Consider the following 16477-nt stretch of genomic DNA (forward strand, 5'->3'; position numbering starts at 1 on the left):
ACATGCTAGAGCGGATTCCGTGAGCCAGTGCGAACGGAAACCGCTCTAGCGCCCGGGCCGCGCCTCGCCGGGGCCTGCCGCCCCGGCCAAGCCGGCGATGCGGAGCCGGTAGATCCGGGCGGCGTTTCCCGCAAAAAGCGCCGCCCGCTCCGCCTCCGGCAGGTCCGCCACCGCCGCGGCGAAGCCCTCGACGATGGTGCGGAAGCTGCCGCAGAGCCCATCCACCGGGAAGTTCGAGGCGAACATGCAGCGCCCCGCCCCGAAGATCCCGATGGTCTCCCGGATGATCCCGATGTTGTCGGCGATCGCCCAGGGCCGCCCGGCCAGGCCGAGGCCGGAAATCTTCACGCTGACCTGCGGCGCCGCCGCTAGCCGCCGCATCGCCGCCCGCCACCCGGCCAGGCCCGCGGCGCTGCGGTCGGCGGGCAGGCCGGTGTGGTTCAGCACCAGCGGCGTCGCCGGATGGGCCTCGACCAGCGCCAGCGCCTCGTCCAGGTGCCACCAGGGCGCCTGCAGCTCGAAGTGCAGCCCGTGCCGGGCCAGCAGCCCATAGCCCGCCCGCCAGCGCGGGTCGCCCATGCCGCCCGGGGCGCCGGGCTCGACCAACGCGGGCGATGCGGCGGCGCGCGGCTTGTGGCGGATGCCGCGCACCAGCGGCATGCCGCCCAGCGCCTCCAGCACCGCCGGCGCATCCGCCCGGTCCAGCCAGGCCTGCGCCACATGCGCCGCGGGACGGCCGGTGCGGGCCGCCAGCGCCGTCATCCAGCGGCTTTCGCCTAAAGGATCGGCCGGGTCCCATTCGCCCTCCATCGTCACCGTGGCGACGACCGGCAGCCCCTCGGCCACGCGGTCGTAGTCCTCGGGCAGGAAGTCCCGCCCGCGCAGCGCCGCGTAGTCGCCGTAGCGGAAGGGGATCATCGGCAGGTCGCGCAGCCAGGGATGCGGGTTGCGCCGCAGGTCCCAGAAATGGTGGTGCGCGTCGATGATGGGCAGGCCGGGCATCGTTCAGGCCTTCGCCAGCCCGAGTTCGCGCAGCAGCACGGCGGAGGTCTGGCCGAAGCCGGCGGCGAAGCGGGCGAAGCCCTCCGGCCCGTCCCAGACCGGCACGATGCCGCGCGCCCGCATCGGCTCCTGCACGTCGGTGCGGGCATGCGCCCGCTCGGCCGCGGCCAGCAGCGCCGCCCTGACCGGCGCCGGGATGCCGCGCGGCCCCACCAGGGCGAACCAATTGGCATAGACCCAGTCGAGGCCGCATTCGCGCAAGGTCGGCACCTCGGGGTAGGTCGTCATCCGCGCCTCGGCCATCACCGCCAGCACCCGGACCCGCCCGGCCGCGGCCAGGGACTGCGCCTCCACCGGGGAGCCGGTGAAGACGCCGAGGCCCCCCGCCACCAGATCCTGCAGCGCCGGCGCGCCGCCGACGCTCGGGATCCAGCGGATGCGGTCGGCCTCCAGCCCCAGCGCCCGGGTCATCCCCGCCGCCGCCAGGTGCCAGGATCCGCCGGGGCCGACGCCGGAGCCGGTCAGCTGGCCGCGCCGGCCCTCCTTCAGCGCCGCCGCGAAGGCCTGGAAGTCCCGCCAGGGGGCGCTGGCCTGGACCGTGACGCCGGCCGGGATGGTCGCCAGCCGCGACAGCAGGTCGAGGTTCTCCGCCCCGAAGTCGGCGAGGCCGAGCACCCGGAAATTCACGAATTCGGAGGTGCCGGTGCCGATGGTATAGCCATCCGGCGCGGCATTCGCGATGGCGGCATGGCCGGTGATGCCGTTGCCGCCGGTGCGGTTCACCACGTTGACCGGCTGGCCCAACTCCCGCTCCAGCCCCTGGGCGAAGAAGCGGGTCACCGTATCGGCCCCGCCGCCGGCCGCCCAGGGCACCACCAGGGTGACCGGCCGGGTCGGCCAGGCGGGCTGGGCCGAGGCCAGCGCGGGGATGAGGGCGGGCAGCGCCGCGAGGGAACGCCGGGTGACGCGCATCGGTATCCTCCTGGGCCCGCGTCGTCGCCGCGCGGTTCCTCGGCCGCGATCCTGCGCCGCGCCGCGCCGGCCGGCAATGCGGCCGGAGGGGCCGGGATCGCCCCGCCCCGCCCCGACCCGGAAGCCGGCCCGGCCCGGGCACTTCCGTCGTCCCATGGCGTTGGCTAGGGTGCCGGAACTCCAGGAGAATACATATGCCGATGCAAGCCTACCGGGCCTCCACCGCCCATATCACCAGCAACCTGTCGCTTTGGGCCGCCATCTTCGGGGTCGTGACCGTGGTCCTCTGCATCGCCCGCTACGTCATCGGCGGCGGCGACCACCTGGGCGACCTCGCCGCCCTGTCCGGCATGATCTTCGGCACGCTGATCATGATGAAGAGCCAGGAAGGCTACGTCGCGCCCGAGCTGGACGAGACCGCAGCCTGAGCCCCGGCGGCGGGGCGAGACGTCCCGCCGCCCGCCGTCAGCGGCCGGCGAGTGCCGGCCGCGGCGCCGCATCCGCCGCCGCCTGGGTCGCCGAGACCCGCCAGACCGCGTTGCCCACGTCGTCGGCCACCAGCAGCGCGCCTCGGGCATCGAGGGTGACGCCCACCGGCCGGCCCAGCGCCTTGCCATCCTCGCTCAGGAAACCCGTCAGCACATCAACCGGCAAGCCATTCGGGCGGCCCTCGGCAAAGGGCACGAAGATCACCTTGTAGCCGCTCGGCGGCCGCCGGTTCCAGGAGCCGTGCTGGCCGACGAAGGCGCCCTCGCGGAAGGCCGCGGGCAGGGTGCTGCCCTCGGCAAAGCTCAGCCCGAGCGAGGCGGTATGCGGCCCGAGGGCGTAGTCCGGCTTGATCGCCCGCGCCACCAGGTCGGCCCGCTGCGGCAGCACCCGGCTGTCCACCACCTGACCGTAGTAGCTGTAGGGCCAGCCGTAGAAGCCGCCGTCGCGCACCGAGGTCATGTAGTCCGGCACCAGGTCGCTGCCGATCTCGTCGCGCTCGTTCACCGCGGTCCAGAGCGCGCCGGTCCGCGGCTCCCAGGCCATGCCGACCGGGTTGCGCAGGCCGGAGGCGAAGACCCGGGTCTCGCCGGAGCGGGCATTGATCTCCAGGATGGCGGCGCGGTTCTCCTCCGCCGCGATCCCGTTCTCCGCCACGTTGCTGTTGGAGCCGACGCTGGCATAGAGCCGCGCGCCATCGGCGCTGGCGACGAGGCCCTTGGTCCAGTGGTGGTTGATGGGCCCGCCCGGCAGCGGCGCCAGCCGCTCGCCCGGCGCGGTGATGCGGGTCTCGCCCGCCCGGTAGGGGAAGCGCACCACCGCATCGGTATTGGCGACGAAGAGCGTCTCCCCCACCAGCGCCATGCCGAAGGGCGAGTTCAGCCCCTCGAGGAAGACCGAGCGCGTCTCCGCCACGCCGTCGCCATCGGCATCGCGCAGCAGGGTGATGCGGTTGGCGCTCGGCACGCCGGCGCCGGCCCGGCTCATCACCAGCCCCATGACCCAGCCGCGGATGCCCTCGCTCTCGGCCTTCGGCGGCTTGTTGCTCTCGGCCACCAGCACGTCGCCGTTCGGCAGCACGTAGAGCCAGCGCGGATGGTCGAGGCCGCGGGCGAAGGCCGTGACCTGCATCCCGGCGGCCGGGGTCGGCCTGGCCCCCTCCGGCCAGCCGACGGCGGGGGCGATGTTGACGGTCGGGATCCAGCTCGACCGCGGCGGCGGCAGCTGCGGATTGGGACCGGTGCCGGCGGCGACGGTATGGTTGGCTTCCTCGCAGCCGGCCAGTGCCAAAGCCAGGGGGGCCAGCAGCATCGCCACGGGGAGGAGGGAACGCATCATGGGCTTCACCTTCAGGCGCTGCGGCGCTTGGGCGCGGCGCGCGGCTTGGCGGCGGCGGGCTTCTTCGCCGCCGCCTTCTTCGCGGGGGCCTTGGCCTTCGGCGCGTCGCCGCCGAGGCTCTGCTTCAGCGCCGCCATCAGGTCGATGACATTGTCGCGCGCCGGCTCCTCGGCCGGCTCGGGCTCCTCCTCGCCGCGCAGCTTGGCCTCGATCACCTCGCGCAGCCGGGCCTCGTAGCGGTCGGTCATGTCGGCGAGGTCGAAGCGCGCCGCCTGGCGCTCGACCAGCTGCGTCGCCAGCTTCACCATGGCCGCATCCGGCTTCGGCCCGGCGAGATGGGCGAAGGCCTCCTCCGGGTCGTGCAGCTCCTTCGGGTCGACCAGCGTGTGCACCACAAGACCGCGGCCCAGCGGCATCACCGCGACCGAGCGTTCCCGCCTTGCGATCACCAGCCGCGACAGCGCCACCTTGCCGGTCCGGCCGATGGCCTCGCGCAGCACCGCATAGACATCCTCGCCCGCCTCGCCATCCGGCAGCATGAAGTAGCTGGTGTCGTAGTAGACCGGGTCGATGGTCTCGGCGGGGACGAATTTATCGATGTTCAGCACCGAGGAGGTGTCGATCTTCGCCCGCTCGAAATCGGCGTCGTCGAGCAGGACGTAGGTGTCCTTCTTGAACTCGTAGCCCTTCACGAGATCCGAGCGCTCCACCTCCTTCTCGGTCCCGGCATCGAGCGTGACCATGCGCACGCGGTTGCCGGTCTTCGGGTTGATGAGGTGGAAATGCAGCTCGGCCGAGGCCTGGCGCACGCTGGTGAGGGCGATGGGGCAGGAGACGAGGGCGAGGCGGAGATGCCCGCGCCAGATTGGGCGTTGGTGGTGCTCGGCCATCACGGCTGTTCCTTCGGTAGCGGCCGGGCGGCGGCGGCGAAGCCGGCCCAGGGGTCCTGCCTCTGCTTCGCCAGGCGCTGCGGCACCGTCGCGATGGTGAAGTCGGCCGGGTCCAGCTTCGCCGTCACCTCCCGCCAGGCGAGCGGCGTGGCGACCGTCGCCCCCGGCCGGGCGCGCGGCGAATAGGAACATATCGCGGTGGAGCCGGCGCCGTTCCGCAGCCAGTCCACCAGGATGCGGCCGCGCCGGCGGGCCTTGGGCACCGTGGAGACGAAGCGCTCGGGCTCGGCGGCCTCCATCGCCCGGGCGATGCCATGGGCGAAGTCCCGCACCGCGCCCCAGTCCGCCGCGGGCTGCAGCGGCACCACCACATGCAGCCCCTTGCCGCCGGTGGTGCGGCAGAAGCTCTCGAGCCCGAGGCTCCGCAGCCGCGTGCGCAGGTCGAGCGCGGCCTTGACCACCTGGGGGTAGCTGACGCCCTCGCCGGGGTCGAGGTCGAGCACGATGCGGTCGGGGTGGCCGGGGTCGTCCAGGGTCGCGCCCCAGCCATGCAGCTCGATCGCCGCCATCTGGGCGCAGGCGAGGAGGCCGGATTCGTCTTGGATGGCGAGCCAGGGCTGGTCCTCCGCGCTGCCTTCCTGCAGGGCAGGGGGCATGCCGCGGTTGCCGTGCTTCTGGAAGAAGCTCTGGCCCTCGATCCCGTCGGGGCAGCGCAGCAGCGCCAGCGGCCGGCCGGCGATGCCGGGCAAGGCCCGCGCCGCCACCTTGGTCCAGTATTCCGCCAGATCCTGCTTGGTGACGCCGGGCCAGAGCTCGCGGTCGGCATGGGTGATCTCGGTGCCGCCGACCCGCTGGGCGCCGCGCACCGGCTTCGGCGCGTGGACGATCCGCCCGGCGCCCGGGGTCTTCGGCTGGAAGGGCATGCGCGGCTCCTCCGGGTGCGGCACCTCGCGCACCACCTCCTCCGGCCCCTTGTCCTCGCGCAGGCCGAGCCAGGTGGCGTGGCGCAGCCGGCCGAAGCCGGTCCAGCCGATGTACTGCACCTCGCCCACCAGCTCCGGCTGCACCCAGTTGATCGCCGGGTCGGGCGGGTCGCCGGCCAGCAGCATCCCCTCCGGCGCGGTGCTGGCGAGGCGGCCGAGGCGGCGGCGGAGGCTGGCCAGCTCCTTCTCGGAGAAGCCGGTGCCGACGCCGCCGATGTAGTGCAGCCGCCCGCCGTCGTCGTGGAAGCCGAGGTGCAGCGCGCCGAGCCCCTGCCGCGCCCCGGCCGGCGGGGTCCAGCCGAGGATGATGAACTCGTCCCGGCCCTGGCACTTCAGCTTCACCCAGTCCCGCGTGCGGGCGCCGCGGTAGGGCGCATCGGCGCGCTTGCAGATGATGCCCTCGAGCCCCATCGCGCAGGCCTGGCGCCGCACCCGCGGCGTCTCGCCTTCCAGGTGGTCGCTGAAGCGCAGCGGACCCTTCCAGGCATCGAGCGGCTTCAGCACCGCCTTGCGGTCGGCCAGCCGGCAGGGCCGCAGGTCCCAGCCATTCCAGTGCAGCGCATCGAACAGATAGAGGAACAGGCCGCGCCGGTCGCCGTCCTGGCTGAGCGCCGCCTGCAGCGCGGCGAAGGAGGAGAGCCCGTCCGGCCGCAGCGCCACCAGCTCGCCGTCCAGCAGCAGCCTGTCCGGCTTCAGCCGGGCCACGGCGCGGGCGATGTCGGGCAGCTTGGCCGACCAGTCGAGCCCGTTGCGGGTGATGAGCCGCACGTCGCGGCCGTGCTTCCTGACCAGCAGCCGGTAGCCGTCGAACTTCACCTCCGACATCCAGCCGTCGCCCTCGGGCGGTTCCTCGACCAGCGTCGCCAGCATCGGCTTCTGGCTGTCCGGCAGGGTGCCCTGGATGGCGCCGGCGGCGGGGGCATCGGCGGGCTTCGGCCGCGGCGCGGCCTCGGGCTTGGGCGCCACCACCGTCCCCGGCCGGGCGACCGGCGCGGCGGCGGCCTCGGCCTTGCGCACCGGCGCGGGCTTGGCCTTCTCCGGCACCTTGCGCGCCCTGGGCGGGGGCTTCGCCTCCAGCGCCGCGGCATCGCCGCCGGGCTGCTCGGCCTCGTCGTGCTCCTTGATGAGCAGCCAGTTCTCGGCCCGCTCCCGCCCGCGCGGCTTCATCCGCACCAGCACGAAGCCGCCCGAGAGCCGCGCCCCGTCGACCCGGAATTTCATCTCCCCGGCGGCGAGGTCGGCCACCGGGTCGCCGAGCGGCGCCCAGCTCCCGGCATCCCAGATCTCGACGGTGCCGGCGCCGTAATTGCCCTCGGGGATGGTGCCGTGGAAATCGGCGTAGTCCAGCGGGTGGTCCTCGACCCGCACCGCCAGGCGCTTGTCGGCCGGGTCGAGCGAGGGGCCCTTGGGCACCGCCCAGCTCAGCAGCACGCCGTCCAGCTCCAGCCGGAAATCCCAGTGCAGCCGGCGGGCATCGTGCTTCTGCACGACGAAGCGGAGCGCCTTGCCACGCCCCTTGCGGCCGGGCGCCGGCTCCGGCGTCGCGGCGAAGTTGCGCTTCGCCCGGTAGGTGACGATGGAGGTGTCGCGGCCCTGCTGCGGCATGTTCGGGACAACGTTGCCGCCCCGGCAAGGTTCCGGCCAGCGCCGCTCCGGCGGCGTGCCCCGCCGGGCGCCGGGTCAGGCGGGCGGCCGATGCTCCAGGATGTTGACCAGGCGCCCGAAGGGATCGCGGACATGGAAGCGGTCGACGCCCCATGGCTCGGCCACCGGGCCGTACTCGATCCCAAAGCCGGCGGCCCGCATCCGGCCGAGCGTCGCGGCGAGGTCGTCCACCTCGATGGAGAGGTCGGGCACCGGCGTGCCCGAGCCGCCTTCGGTCGCCACGCTGAGCTGCGGCGCCATGCCGCCGTCGCCCGCGAAGGTCATGATCCATCCGAGGTCCATGACGACCCTCAGCCCGAGCGCATCGCCGTAGAAGGCCCTGGCGGCCCCGATCCGCTCCGCGGCGATGTTCGCCACGATCCGCCGCACCGCCATCCGCCGCCTAGATGCTGAGGTCGAGCAGGTTGTAGTCGCGCAGCCCCGCCTTGGCCGCCGCATCCCAGGTGAAGCGCTCGTCGCTCGCCACCTGCGGCGCATAGGCGAAGGGCGCCTCCTCCGGGAAGCGCTGCCGCCGTGCCGCGATGCCGAGGCCGATCAGCCGCGCCCGCTCCCGGATGCGCTCGGCGTCATAGACCGCCGGCGCATTGTGCACCCCGCCGCCCCGCACCCCGAGCACCGAGCGCCGCCGGTGGAAGCCGAAGTTCCAGGTCACCCGCCAGTCCCGGCTGGTATTGGCGAAGGAGCCGTGCACCGCCTGCCGGTTGGTGATGGCGACATCGCCCGGCGCGCAGAGGATGGGCACCGCCTCCGGCAGCCGCTCGCCGCCCGCCGCCGCGACCATGGCCTTGATGTCCGCCTTGCCGCCCTTGTGCGAGCCGGGGACCACCCAGACCCCGTTGGCCGCGGTGCAGCCATAGAGCTGCGCCATGAAGTTGAAGCCGTGCGAGCCCTGGTCCCAGTCCGGGCTGTCCCAATGCGTGACGCCGTCCTGGTGCCAGGCGACCGAGGCGCCGCGCCCCGGCTCCTTGATGAAGATCGCCTCGTTGAAGGGCACGAAGTCGTCGCCGTTCACCGCCGCCGCCATGGCCAGCAGCGCCGGGTGGGCATAGAGCCGCAGCGCCGCGTCGGAGAACTGCAGCGAGCCGAGGATGAGGTAGACCACCTCCTTCGGCGCCGCCGCATCCGGCGTCGGCTCGAACATCTTCACCGGGTGGCGGCCGTTGGCGAGGTCCGTGCCGCCGAAGGGGTCGCCCAGCGGCCGGGACCAGAACAGGGTATTGGCGGCATTCCCCGCCGTCAGCGCCGGGCGGCCCTTGGCATCCAGCGCGGCGCCGCGCTCGGCCGGCAGCCGGTCGAGGATGTCCTTCAGGTCGGCATCGAGGTCGGCCAGCTCCGCGGCGCCCAGCACGCCCTCGAAGACATAGAAGCCGCAGCGCCAATAGGCCTCGAGGATCTCGGGGTGGATCTTCCCGTCCGCGTCGAGGCGGAGCGGTCCGCGGTTGCCGAGCGCCGCGGCGCGGGCCTCGCCGGCCTGGAGATAGGCCTGCATGGCCGCGGCCTCCGGGCCGTAGTCGATCGGTGCCAGCTGGTTCATGCCGCATCCTCCGGTATTTTGCGGGAACGGTAGGTCCGCCCCGGCCGGCGGCGCAAGGCCGGCCCCTCGGGTGACAGCCGCGCCCGCCGGGGCCTAAGCTTCCGGCGACGTCCAGGCAGCAGCGGAACCCATCGCATGACCCCAGAGATCCTTGCGCAGCTCGCCCCGACCGGGGTGCTGCGCGCCGGCATCAACCTCAGCAATTTCCTGCTCGTCACCGGCCGCAGCCCGGAGGGCGAGCCGGAGGGCGTCTCCCCCGGCATGGCCCGCGCCATCGCCGACAGGCTCGGCGTGCCGGTGCAGTACGTGACCTTCCCGAAGCCGGGCGAGCTGGCCGATGCGGTCGGCACCGATACCTGGGACATCGGGCTGATCGGCGCCGAGCCGCAGCGGGCCGAGAAGATCGCCTTCACCGCCGCTTATGCCGAGATCGAAGCGACCTACCTGGTCCCCGCCGGCTCGCCGATCACGCGCCTCGATCAGGTGGACCAGCCGGGCAACCGCATCGCCGTGACGGCCCGGGCCGCCTACGACCTCTGGCTCGAGCGCAACATCCACAAGGCGACGCTGGTCCGCACGCCGAGCCTCGACGCCGCGCTGGAGCTGTTCACGAAGGAGAAATTCGAGGTGCTGGCCGGGCTGCGTCCCCGGCTGCTGACCGACCTCGCCAGCCTGCCCGGCGCCCGCATCCTGGATGGCCAGTTCACCGCCGTGCAGCAGGCGATCGGCACCGCCCGCGCCAATGCCGCCGCCGCCGCCTTCCTGCGCGACTTCGTCGAGGAGGCGAAGGCGACGGGCCTGGTCGCCCGGCTGATCGAGCAGCACAAGCCGAAGGGCCTGTCGGTCGCCCCCGCCGCCGGCTGAGGCCGGCCGCCCTCCTGGCCGCCCCACCCCGCCGGTCAGGCCGCCGGCACCGCCAGCAGCTCGATCTGCCAGAGCATCTCCGCCGTGGTCAGCGGCCAGCCGTTGTCCGGGCCGGGCAGCAGCAGCGCGGCGGGCGGCAGCTGGCCCAGGGCGCTCTGGGCCAGCAGGGCGCAGCGCATGCCGAGGCCGGCTTGCCAGCAGAGCGCGACCAGGGCCTTGGCGCTGCGCAGCCGGACGGCCCGCTCCACCGCGCCGGCCGGCACCGCGGCCTGGGCCGCCAGCATGGCCACCATGGCAGCCTGGTCGCCGCGCATCGCCGCCTCCTCGAAGTGCTGCTCGGCCGGCGGCTCGGGCGCCGCCGCCGTCAGCCGTGCCTCCACCCGGCGCTGCAGCCGCGCGGCGAGCCCGGGTTCCAGCTCGGGCCGCGCCGCCAGCCCTTCCAGCAGGTGGCCGGCGACGCAGAGCGCCAGCGCCCGCAGCGCCCGCGGCGACAGCGACGGCCGCCGCACCAGCTCCTCCTGCCAGGCGAGGCGGGTCGCCGCCTGCACGATCAGCCCGTCCAGCGTCTGCTCCCGGATGCTGGCCGAGCCGTTGCCGAGCAGGGCGCCGATCGCCGCCTCGTCGGCGGTGCCGACGATGGCCTCGCAGAGCGCCTCGCTCAGCGCCGGCCGCCGGGCGACGGCGGTGACGGTGGCCGGCACCGGCGGCGCCGCCACCAGCGCCAGCAGGTCCGCCTCGGTCAGCAGCGGCGACAGCCGGATCACCGGCTCCGCCACCGCCATGGCGGCATCGCCGGCCAGCTGCAAAATCAGTTCCCGCGGCGCCTCCGGCATCGCCTTCAGCTCCTCGGCGATCACCGCCCGGACCTGCTCCGCGGCATCCCCGGCCAGGCCGCAGAGGGTCTGCCAGCCGAGCAGCCCCAGCCGGTCCTGGGCCGCCGCCCTGGCCCGGGCCTCCAGCTGCGGCGCCTGCGGCGCCAGCTTGCGGCCGACCGCCGCCCGCACCCGGGGGTCGGCGTCGCCGGCCAGCAGCCGGTCCGCCCGGGCCGGCGCCGCGGCATTGGCGGCGACCGCCGCCCGCACCGCCGCGCTGCTNCCCGGGCCATGGCGGCGGCATTGGCGGCGATCGCCGCCCGCACCGCCGCGCTGCCGTCGGCCGCCAGGAAGACCAGCAGCTCGGGCGTCGTGCCCGGCTGGGCGGCCAGGGCGACGCGCGCCGCCTCCCCGCCGGTGCGGGCCAGGCGCTTGGCGTCCTCGTAGCCCGGCGGGGTGGAGGTGGGGCGGGGCATCAGCCCCGCCCCGCCGGCGGGGCCTCGTGGCGCGGCTCCGGCGCCAGCCGCCAGCCGTTCCGGCCGCCGCGCTTGGCGGTGTACATGGCGGTATCGGCCCGGGCGAGCAGCGTATCCGGCGTGTCCGAGCCATCCACCGCCCGCACCGCGCCGCCGATGCTGAAGGTCAGCGGCAGGGTGCAGCCGGGGATCAGCCCGGGCAGCACCGCCACCGCGGTCCGGCACATCGCCCCGGCCCGCATCCCCGCCGCCTCGGCATCGGCATCCTGCAGCCAGACCGCGAATTCGTCGCCGCCGAAGCGGGCCACCAAATCGGTCGGCCGGACGATGTCGCGCAGCAGCCGGCCGACCGCGATCAGCGCCTGGTCGCCCGCCTCATGCCCCATCCGGTCGTTCAGCGGCTTGAAATTGTCGAGGTCGACGAAGAGCACCGCCCCGCCCGAGCGGGACGGCTCCATGTTCAGCCGCTCGAGCCGCCGGTGCAGATCCTCGAGGAAGGCGCGGCGGTTCAGCAGGCCGGTCAGTGAATCGGTCCGCGCCTGCAGCTCCAGCTCCTGCTGCAGCGCCTGGTTGCCGAGCGCGACGAAGACCAGGTCCGCCGCCGAGGCCAGCAGGTGCCGGTCGTCCGCGTCGAAGGGCCGCCCGCCCGGCGGCCGCCAGGCCAGCAGCGCATGCCGCGGCGCCCGGCGCTGCGGATGCGGCAGCACCGCCAGCGCCTCCTGCCCGGGCCCCTCGGCATAGCTCGGCACGTCGTCGTTCAGCAGGGTGCCGACCGCCTCCAGCAGCGATCCCGGGTCGTCGCCATGCCGGTGGGTCACCACCGGCAGGCCGGAGGGTCCCACCTCCAGCACCGCGGCGCCGGCGCAGCCGAGCGCCGGCGGCAGGGCCTCGAGGGTCGCGGCGAGCATCCGCGGCGCCAGCACCTGCCGGCGGACCCGGCGCAGCAGCGTCTCCAGCGCCTGGGCGCGGCGCAGTCCGGCGGCCTGGGCATCGGCCTCCCGCACCTCGGCGGTGATGTCGCGGCCGATGCCGCGCAGCCCGGCGAAGCCGCCCGCGGCATCCAGCAGCGGTGCCACCGCCAGGCTGTAGCAGGCCGGCCCGCCCGTCGCCTGGCGCAGCCAGGCCCGGATGCCGCGGCCGCCGCCGGGCCGGCCGCCGGCCGGCGGGCGGAAGGGGTCGGGCTCGGTGTGCAGCAGCAGGTCGCTGGCCGGCTGGCCCAGCAGCGCGCCCTCCGGCCAGCCCAGCGCCGGATCCGGCGCCAGGAAGGTGAGGCGCCCCGCCGCATCCGTCTCGAAGGCCAGGTCGGCGGCGAGCTGGGTGAAGTCCCGCCAGCGCTGGCGGGATTCCAGCAGCGCGCCGCGCAGCACCGGCACCGTGGCCTGCGACGGGACGGCGGCGGGCGCGGGGGCAGGGGTGTCCTGGGCCATGTCCATGCCGCGGACCTTGAACCGCCCCGCTGAAGGACCGGTTAACCCCGGCGCTCCCCTGCCGCGTTGACAGCGGCGCGCCGGCATCGGCATGGTCCGCCGCCATTCCCCGCAGCGCCGCCGAGGACCTTGCCCCATGTCGTATGCCAGCCTCCAGGCCCCGATCGAAGCATTGTGGGAGCGCCGGGACACCGTCTCCTCCGCGACCGGCGGCGACGACCGGGCGGTGGTCATGGCGGCGCTCGAGGCGATGGACAGCGGCCAGCTCCGCGTCGCCGAGGCCGATGCGGGCGGCACCTGGCAGGTCAGGCAATGGGCCAAGCAGGCGGTGCTGCTCTCCTTCCGGCTGGTCGATTCCGCGCCGATGGACACCGCGGCCGGCGCCTACGACAAGGTGCCGCTGAAATTCGCCGACTGGGGGCCGAACCGCTTCAAGGATGCCGGCTTCCGCGCCGTCCCCGGCGCCGTGGTCCGCAAATCCGCCTACATCGCCCCGGGCGTGGTGCTGATGCCGAGCTTCGTCAACGTCGGCGCCTATGTCGACCGCAACACCATGGTCGATACCTGGGCGACCGTCGGCTCCTGCGCCCAGATCGGCAGGAACGTCCACATCTCGGGCGGCGTCGGCATCGGCGGCGTGCTGGAGCCGCTCCAGGCCAACCCGGTCATCATCGAGGACGACTGCTTCATCGGCGCCCGCTCCGAGGTCGCCGAGGGCGTGGTGGTCGAGCGCGGCGCAGTGCTGTCGATGGGCGTCTTCCTCGGCGCCAGCACCAAAATCATCAACCGCGCGACCGGCGAGGTCCACATCGGCCGCGTGCCCGCCTATTCCGTGGTGGTCCCCGGCACGCTGCCCGGCCGGCCGCTGCCGGACGGCACGCCCGGCCCGAGCCTCTACTGCGCCGTCATCGTGAAGACGGTCGATGCCCAGACCCGCTCCAAGACCTCGATCAACGAGCTGCTGCGCGACTGATGTCGAACACCCCCACCGACCCGGTGCCGCTGGCCCAGGCGCTGATCCGCTGCCCGAGCGTCACCCCGGCCGATGCCGGGGCGCTGGGTGTGCTGGAGGCGGCCCTCGCCCCGCTCGGCTTCGCCTGCCACCGCATGCGCTTCGGCGAGACCGAGAACCTGTTCGCCCGGCGCGGCACCGAAAGCCCGCATTTCTGCTACGCCGGCCATACCGACGTGGTCCCGCCGGGCGAGCAGGGCTGGACCGACGGCCCCTTCTCGGGCGTCGTCCGCGACGGCACGCTCTACGGCCGCGGCGCCTGCGACATGAAGGGCGGCATCGCCGCCTTCGTCGCCGGCCTCACCGACTTCCTCGCCGCCAACCCCAACCACGCCGGCAGCATCAGCCTGCTGATCACCGGCGACGAGGAAGGCCCGGCCAAGGACGGCACCACCCGCGTGCTCGACTGGATGGCCGAGACCGGCCACATCCCCGACATGGCGCTGGTGGGGGAGCCCACCTCGCGCGCCGCACTCGGCGACATCGTCAAGGTCGGCCGCCGCGGCAGCATGACCGCCTACATCACCCTGTTCGGCACCCAGGGCCACAGCGCCTATCCGCAGCGCGCCGACAACCCGATCCACCGCCTTGTCCGCGTCCTGCACCGGCTCACCGCCGCGCCGATCGACCAGGGCAGCGAATTCTTCGAGGCGACGACGCTTCAGGTCACCGGCTTCGACGTCGGCAACACCGCGAACAACGTCATCCCCGCCGAGGCGCGGGCGATGCTGAACATCCGCTTCAACGACCTCCACACCAGCGCCGGCCTGACCGAGCATCTCCATGCCGCCCTCCGCGCCGAGGGGGCCCGCTACGAGATGCGCATCGACTGCTCCGGCGAGAGTTTTTTGACGTCGCCCGGCCCCTTCGTGGATGGCCTGCAGCGCGCAGTGGAACGCGCCACCGGCCGCCCCGCCACGCTCGATACCGGCGGCGGCACCTCGGACGCCCGCTTCATCGCCCGCTTCTGCCCGGTGGCCGAGCTCGGCGGCGTCGGCTCAACGATGCACAAGGTCGATGAATGCGTCCCCGTCGCGGAACTCCGCGACCTCGCCACGCTCTATCGCCTGGTCCTCGAGGAGAGCCTGCGCTGAGCCTGCCGCCCCCGCCTGCCGGCCCCCCACCGCTCGGCCCGCCGCCGCTGAAGATGGTGATCGAGGCCGGGCTGCGCGGGGCGCTGCTGCTGGCGCGCGGCCGGCCCGAGGGGCTAATGCTGATCGAGGCGGGCCCGGGCGGCGTCGCCCGCAGCTTCTGGGCCGCGGCGCTCTGCCTGCCCGGCTTCCTGGCGCTGCGGCTCTTCGCCTGGGCCGAGGTCGGCCCGGCGAGCCTCGGCCGCGGGCTGACGGCGGAGCTGCTGGGCTATGCCTGCACCTGGGCCGGCTTCGCCCTGGCCACCCTGCCGCTGGCCGAGGCCAGCGGCCGGAAGGCCGAATGGCCGCAGTTCATCGCCGCCTGGAACTGGGCCAATGTGGTGCAGTACCTGGTGCTGCTGGCGCTGACCGTGCCGGCCTCGCTCGGCCTGCCGCCGCTGCTGGCGCATGGGCTCGGGCTGGCGGCGCTGGGCTATGCGCTCTGGCTCGAATGGTTTGTCGCCAAGTCGGCGCTGCGCATCGCCGGCGGCCGGGCGGCGGCCTTCGTGCTGCTCGACCTCGCGCTCGGCATCTTCGTCGGCGGGCTGGTGGCGCGGCTGACGGAAGGCTGAGGCCGGCGATGCGCCCGGATGCGCTGCACGCCCTTCGCCGCGGCGACCTCGCCGGGGCGCGCAGCCTGCGCCTGGCCGGGCTCGGGCTGACGGAATTCCCCGCGGAGATCCTCGGCCTCGCCGATACGCTGGAATTGCTCGACCTCAGCGGCAATGCGCTGGCGGCGCTGCCGCCGTCCTTCGGCCGGCTGCGCCGGCTGCGGGTCTTCTTCGGCTCGGGCAACCGCTTCGGCCGGCTGCCGCCGGTGCTGGGGGATTGCCTGGCCTTGAGCCAGCTCGGCTGCCGCGGCAGCGCCCTCGCCGAGGTCCCGGCCGAGGCGCTGCCGCCGGCGCTGCGCTGGCTCACCCTGACCGACAACCACCTGGCCAGCCTGCCCGCGGCGCTCGGGGAACGGCCGGCGCTGCAGAAGCTGATGCTCTCCGGCAACCGGCTGGACCGGCTCCCCGAGGGGCTGGCCGGCGCCGGCCGCCTCGAGCTGCTGCGCATCGCCGCCAACCGCTTCGCGACGCTGCCGCCCTGGGTCGGGGCGCTGCCGTCGCTGGCCTGGCTGGCCATGGCCGGCAACCCTTGCGAGGGCCCAGGGAAGGACCCCAGGGAGGACCCCGGGGCGGTGCCCGCCGCCACGCCGGTGGCCTGGTCGGATCTGGTGCCCGGGGCGCTGCTGGGGGAGGGCGCCTCCGGCCGGGTCCATGCGGCGGCATGGGACGGTCGCCCGGTGGCGCTCAAGCTGTTCAAGGGCGCCATGACCAGCGACGGCCTGCCGGAGCGGGAGATGGCCGCCTGCCTCGCCGCCGGCGGCCACCCCAACCTGATCGGCGCGCTGGGCCGGCTGACCGGGCATCCCGAGGCGCTGCAGGGCCTGGTCATGCCGCTGCTGCCGGTTGCCTGGCGGGTGCTGGCCGGGCCGCCGAGCCTCGAGAGCTGCAGCCGCGATGTCTATGACCCGGCGCTGCGGCTGGATGCGGAGGTGGCGCTGCGGCTCGCCCGCGGCATCGGCGCGGCGGCGGCGCACCTGCATGGGCGCGGCCTGCTGCATGGCGACCTCTATGCCCACAACGTGCTCTGGGACGGCACGGCGGGGGCGGCGGTGCTGAGCGACCTCGGCGCCGCCGCCTGCCTGCCGTCCGGCGCCCTGGGCGAGAGGCTGCAACGGATCGAGGTGCGGGCCTGGGGGCTGCTGCTCGGCGAATTGCTCGACCGCTGCGCGGCGGCGCCGGCGGCCGCCCGGGCGATGGAGGCGGCCTGCGTGCAGCCCGAGGTCGCCGCCCGGCCGCTGCTGGCCGAGGCGCTGGCGATGCTGCCGGCGGCCTAGA

Annotated in this window: 16 protein-coding genes; 7 read left to right on the plus strand and 9 right to left on the minus strand. The window is 74.5% G+C overall.

Annotated elements, in window-relative coordinates:
* Positions 1 to 45: 45 nt before the first annotated feature.
* Complete coding sequence (locus QWZ14_RS16225; protein WP_290317791.1) at positions 46 to 1002, minus strand: amidohydrolase family protein; 957 nt, start codon at positions 1000 to 1002, stop codon at positions 46 to 48.
* Positions 1003 to 1005: 3 nt separating this feature from the next.
* Positions 1006 to 1974 (minus strand): Bug family tripartite tricarboxylate transporter substrate binding protein, encoded by a 969-nt coding sequence (locus QWZ14_RS16230; RefSeq protein ID WP_290317792.1) that lies wholly within the window; start codon positions 1972 to 1974, stop codon positions 1006 to 1008.
* Positions 1975 to 2168: 194 nt separating this feature from the next.
* Between QWZ14_RS16230 and QWZ14_RS16235 the strand changes: the two genes are divergently transcribed.
* Positions 2169 to 2402 (plus strand): hypothetical protein, encoded by a 234-nt coding sequence (locus QWZ14_RS16235; protein ID WP_290317793.1) that lies wholly within the window; start codon positions 2169 to 2171, stop codon positions 2400 to 2402.
* Positions 2403 to 2439: 37 nt separating this feature from the next.
* Here the strand turns inward: QWZ14_RS16235 and QWZ14_RS16240 are convergent, their stop codons facing one another.
* From QWZ14_RS16240 to QWZ14_RS16260, 5 genes are all read right to left on the minus strand, one after another.
* Positions 2440 to 3798, minus strand: a complete 1359-nt coding sequence (locus QWZ14_RS16240; RefSeq protein WP_408903698.1) for a PQQ-dependent sugar dehydrogenase — start codon at positions 3796 to 3798, stop codon at positions 2440 to 2442.
* 11 nt (positions 3799 to 3809) lie between these two features.
* Positions 3810 to 4688 (minus strand): non-homologous end joining protein Ku, encoded by an 879-nt coding sequence (ku, locus tag QWZ14_RS16245; RefSeq protein WP_290317794.1) that lies wholly within the window; start codon positions 4686 to 4688, stop codon positions 3810 to 3812.
* Positions 4688 to 7276 carry a DNA ligase D gene (gene ligD, locus QWZ14_RS16250; protein ID WP_290317795.1) on the minus strand — a complete coding sequence of 863 codons (2589 nt, stop codon included), beginning with the start codon at positions 7274 to 7276 and terminating at the stop codon, positions 4688 to 4690. Before ligD ends, ku begins: the two co-directional genes overlap by 1 nt.
* 75 nt (positions 7277 to 7351) lie before the next feature.
* On the minus strand, positions 7352 to 7705 hold the full coding sequence (locus QWZ14_RS16255; protein WP_456307247.1) for a VOC family protein: 354 nt from the start codon (positions 7703 to 7705) through the stop codon (positions 7352 to 7354).
* Positions 7706 to 7718: 13 nt separating this feature from the next.
* Complete coding sequence (locus QWZ14_RS16260) at positions 7719 to 8870, minus strand: phytanoyl-CoA dioxygenase family protein (protein ID WP_290317797.1); 1152 nt, start codon at positions 8868 to 8870, stop codon at positions 7719 to 7721.
* A gap of 135 nt (positions 8871 to 9005) precedes the next feature.
* Here QWZ14_RS16260 and QWZ14_RS16265 point away from each other — a divergent pair, with 135 nt between their 5' ends.
* Positions 9006 to 9734 carry a transporter substrate-binding domain-containing protein gene (locus QWZ14_RS16265; RefSeq protein WP_290317799.1) on the plus strand — a complete coding sequence of 243 codons (729 nt, stop codon included), beginning with the start codon at positions 9006 to 9008 and terminating at the stop codon, positions 9732 to 9734.
* A 35-nt stretch (positions 9735 to 9769) separates the two neighbouring features.
* On the opposite strand, the gene QWZ14_RS16270 is transcribed toward QWZ14_RS16265, so the two are convergent.
* Entirely contained in the window at positions 9770 to 10816 is a 1047-nt protein-coding gene (locus QWZ14_RS16270) for a DUF2336 domain-containing protein (protein ID WP_290317800.1), read from the minus strand.
* 21 nt (positions 10817 to 10837) lie between these two features.
* Here QWZ14_RS16270 and QWZ14_RS16275 point away from each other — a divergent pair, with 21 nt between their 5' ends.
* Positions 10838 to 10993 carry a hypothetical protein gene (locus tag QWZ14_RS16275; protein WP_290317801.1) on the plus strand — a complete coding sequence of 52 codons (156 nt, stop codon included), beginning with the start codon at positions 10838 to 10840 and terminating at the stop codon, positions 10991 to 10993.
* 28 nt (positions 10994 to 11021) lie between these two features.
* Here QWZ14_RS16275 and QWZ14_RS16280 read toward each other — a convergent pair whose 3' ends face one another.
* Complete coding sequence (locus QWZ14_RS16280) at positions 11022 to 12455, minus strand: sensor domain-containing diguanylate cyclase (protein ID WP_290317802.1); 1434 nt, start codon at positions 12453 to 12455, stop codon at positions 11022 to 11024.
* A gap of 130 nt (positions 12456 to 12585) precedes the next feature.
* Between QWZ14_RS16280 and dapD the strand changes: the two genes are divergently transcribed.
* From dapD to QWZ14_RS16300, 4 genes are read left to right on the plus strand one after another with little or no spacing between them, the layout of a single operon-like run.
* Complete coding sequence (gene dapD / locus QWZ14_RS16285; RefSeq protein ID WP_290317803.1) at positions 12586 to 13422, plus strand: 2,3,4,5-tetrahydropyridine-2,6-dicarboxylate N-succinyltransferase; 837 nt, start codon at positions 12586 to 12588, stop codon at positions 13420 to 13422.
* A complete protein-coding gene (gene dapE / locus QWZ14_RS16290; protein ID WP_290317804.1) occupies positions 13422 to 14555 on the plus strand; it encodes a succinyl-diaminopimelate desuccinylase in 1134 nt (377 codons plus the stop codon). The genes dapD and dapE overlap by 1 nt, the downstream gene beginning before the upstream one ends.
* Positions 14556 to 14608: 53 nt before the next feature.
* Positions 14609 to 15163, plus strand: a complete 555-nt coding sequence (locus QWZ14_RS16295; protein WP_290317805.1) for a hypothetical protein — start codon at positions 14609 to 14611, stop codon at positions 15161 to 15163.
* 8 nt (positions 15164 to 15171) lie between these two features.
* Positions 15172 to 16476, plus strand: coding sequence for a leucine-rich repeat-containing protein kinase family protein (locus tag QWZ14_RS16300; RefSeq protein ID WP_290317806.1), 1305 nt, complete (start codon positions 15172 to 15174; stop codon positions 16474 to 16476).
* Position 16477 lies beyond the last annotated feature (1 nt).

Origin of the sequence: Paeniroseomonas aquatica (genome assembly GCF_030409335.1) — a bacterium.
In the GTDB taxonomy this organism is placed as follows: domain Bacteria; phylum Pseudomonadota; class Alphaproteobacteria; order Acetobacterales; family Acetobacteraceae; genus Belnapia; species Belnapia aquatica.

What these genes read in the sequence shown, in the direction of transcription:
- dapD (WP_290317803.1), top strand. Translation starts at nt 12,586, where the DNA reads ATGTCGTATGCCAGCCTCCAGGCCCCGATCGAAGCATTGTGGGAGCGC.
- QWZ14_RS16260 (WP_290317797.1), bottom strand. Translation starts at nt 8,870, where the DNA reads ATGAACCAGCTGGCACCGATCGACTACGGCCCGGAGGCCGCGGCCATG.
- ligD (WP_290317795.1), bottom strand. Translation starts at nt 7,276, where the DNA reads ATGCCGCAGCAGGGCCGCGACACCTCCATCGTCACCTACCGGGCGAAG.
- QWZ14_RS16230 (WP_290317792.1), bottom strand. Translation starts at nt 1,974, where the DNA reads ATGCGCGTCACCCGGCGTTCCCTCGCGGCGCTGCCCGCCCTCATCCCC.
- QWZ14_RS16300 (WP_290317806.1), top strand. Translation starts at nt 15,172, where the DNA reads ATGCGCCCGGATGCGCTGCACGCCCTTCGCCGCGGCGACCTCGCCGGG.
- ku (WP_290317794.1), bottom strand. Translation starts at nt 4,688, where the DNA reads ATGGCCGAGCACCACCAACGCCCAATCTGGCGCGGGCATCTCCGCCTC.
- QWZ14_RS16280 (WP_290317802.1), bottom strand. Translation starts at nt 12,455, where the DNA reads ATGGACATGGCCCAGGACACCCCTGCCCCCGCGCCCGCCGCCGTCCCG.
- QWZ14_RS16235 (WP_290317793.1), top strand. Translation starts at nt 2,169, where the DNA reads ATGCCGATGCAAGCCTACCGGGCCTCCACCGCCCATATCACCAGCAAC.
- QWZ14_RS16295 (WP_290317805.1), top strand. Translation starts at nt 14,609, where the DNA reads ATGGTGATCGAGGCCGGGCTGCGCGGGGCGCTGCTGCTGGCGCGCGGC.
- QWZ14_RS16275 (WP_290317801.1), top strand. Translation starts at nt 10,838, where the DNA reads ATGGCGGCGGCATTGGCGGCGATCGCCGCCCGCACCGCCGCGCTGCCG.
- QWZ14_RS16240 (WP_408903698.1), bottom strand. Translation starts at nt 3,798, where the DNA reads ATGATGCGTTCCCTCCTCCCCGTGGCGATGCTGCTGGCCCCCCTGGCT.
- QWZ14_RS16265 (WP_290317799.1), top strand. Translation starts at nt 9,006, where the DNA reads ATGACCCCAGAGATCCTTGCGCAGCTCGCCCCGACCGGGGTGCTGCGC.
- dapE (WP_290317804.1), top strand. Translation starts at nt 13,422, where the DNA reads ATGTCGAACACCCCCACCGACCCGGTGCCGCTGGCCCAGGCGCTGATC.
- QWZ14_RS16225 (WP_290317791.1), bottom strand. Translation starts at nt 1,002, where the DNA reads ATGCCCGGCCTGCCCATCATCGACGCGCACCACCATTTCTGGGACCTG.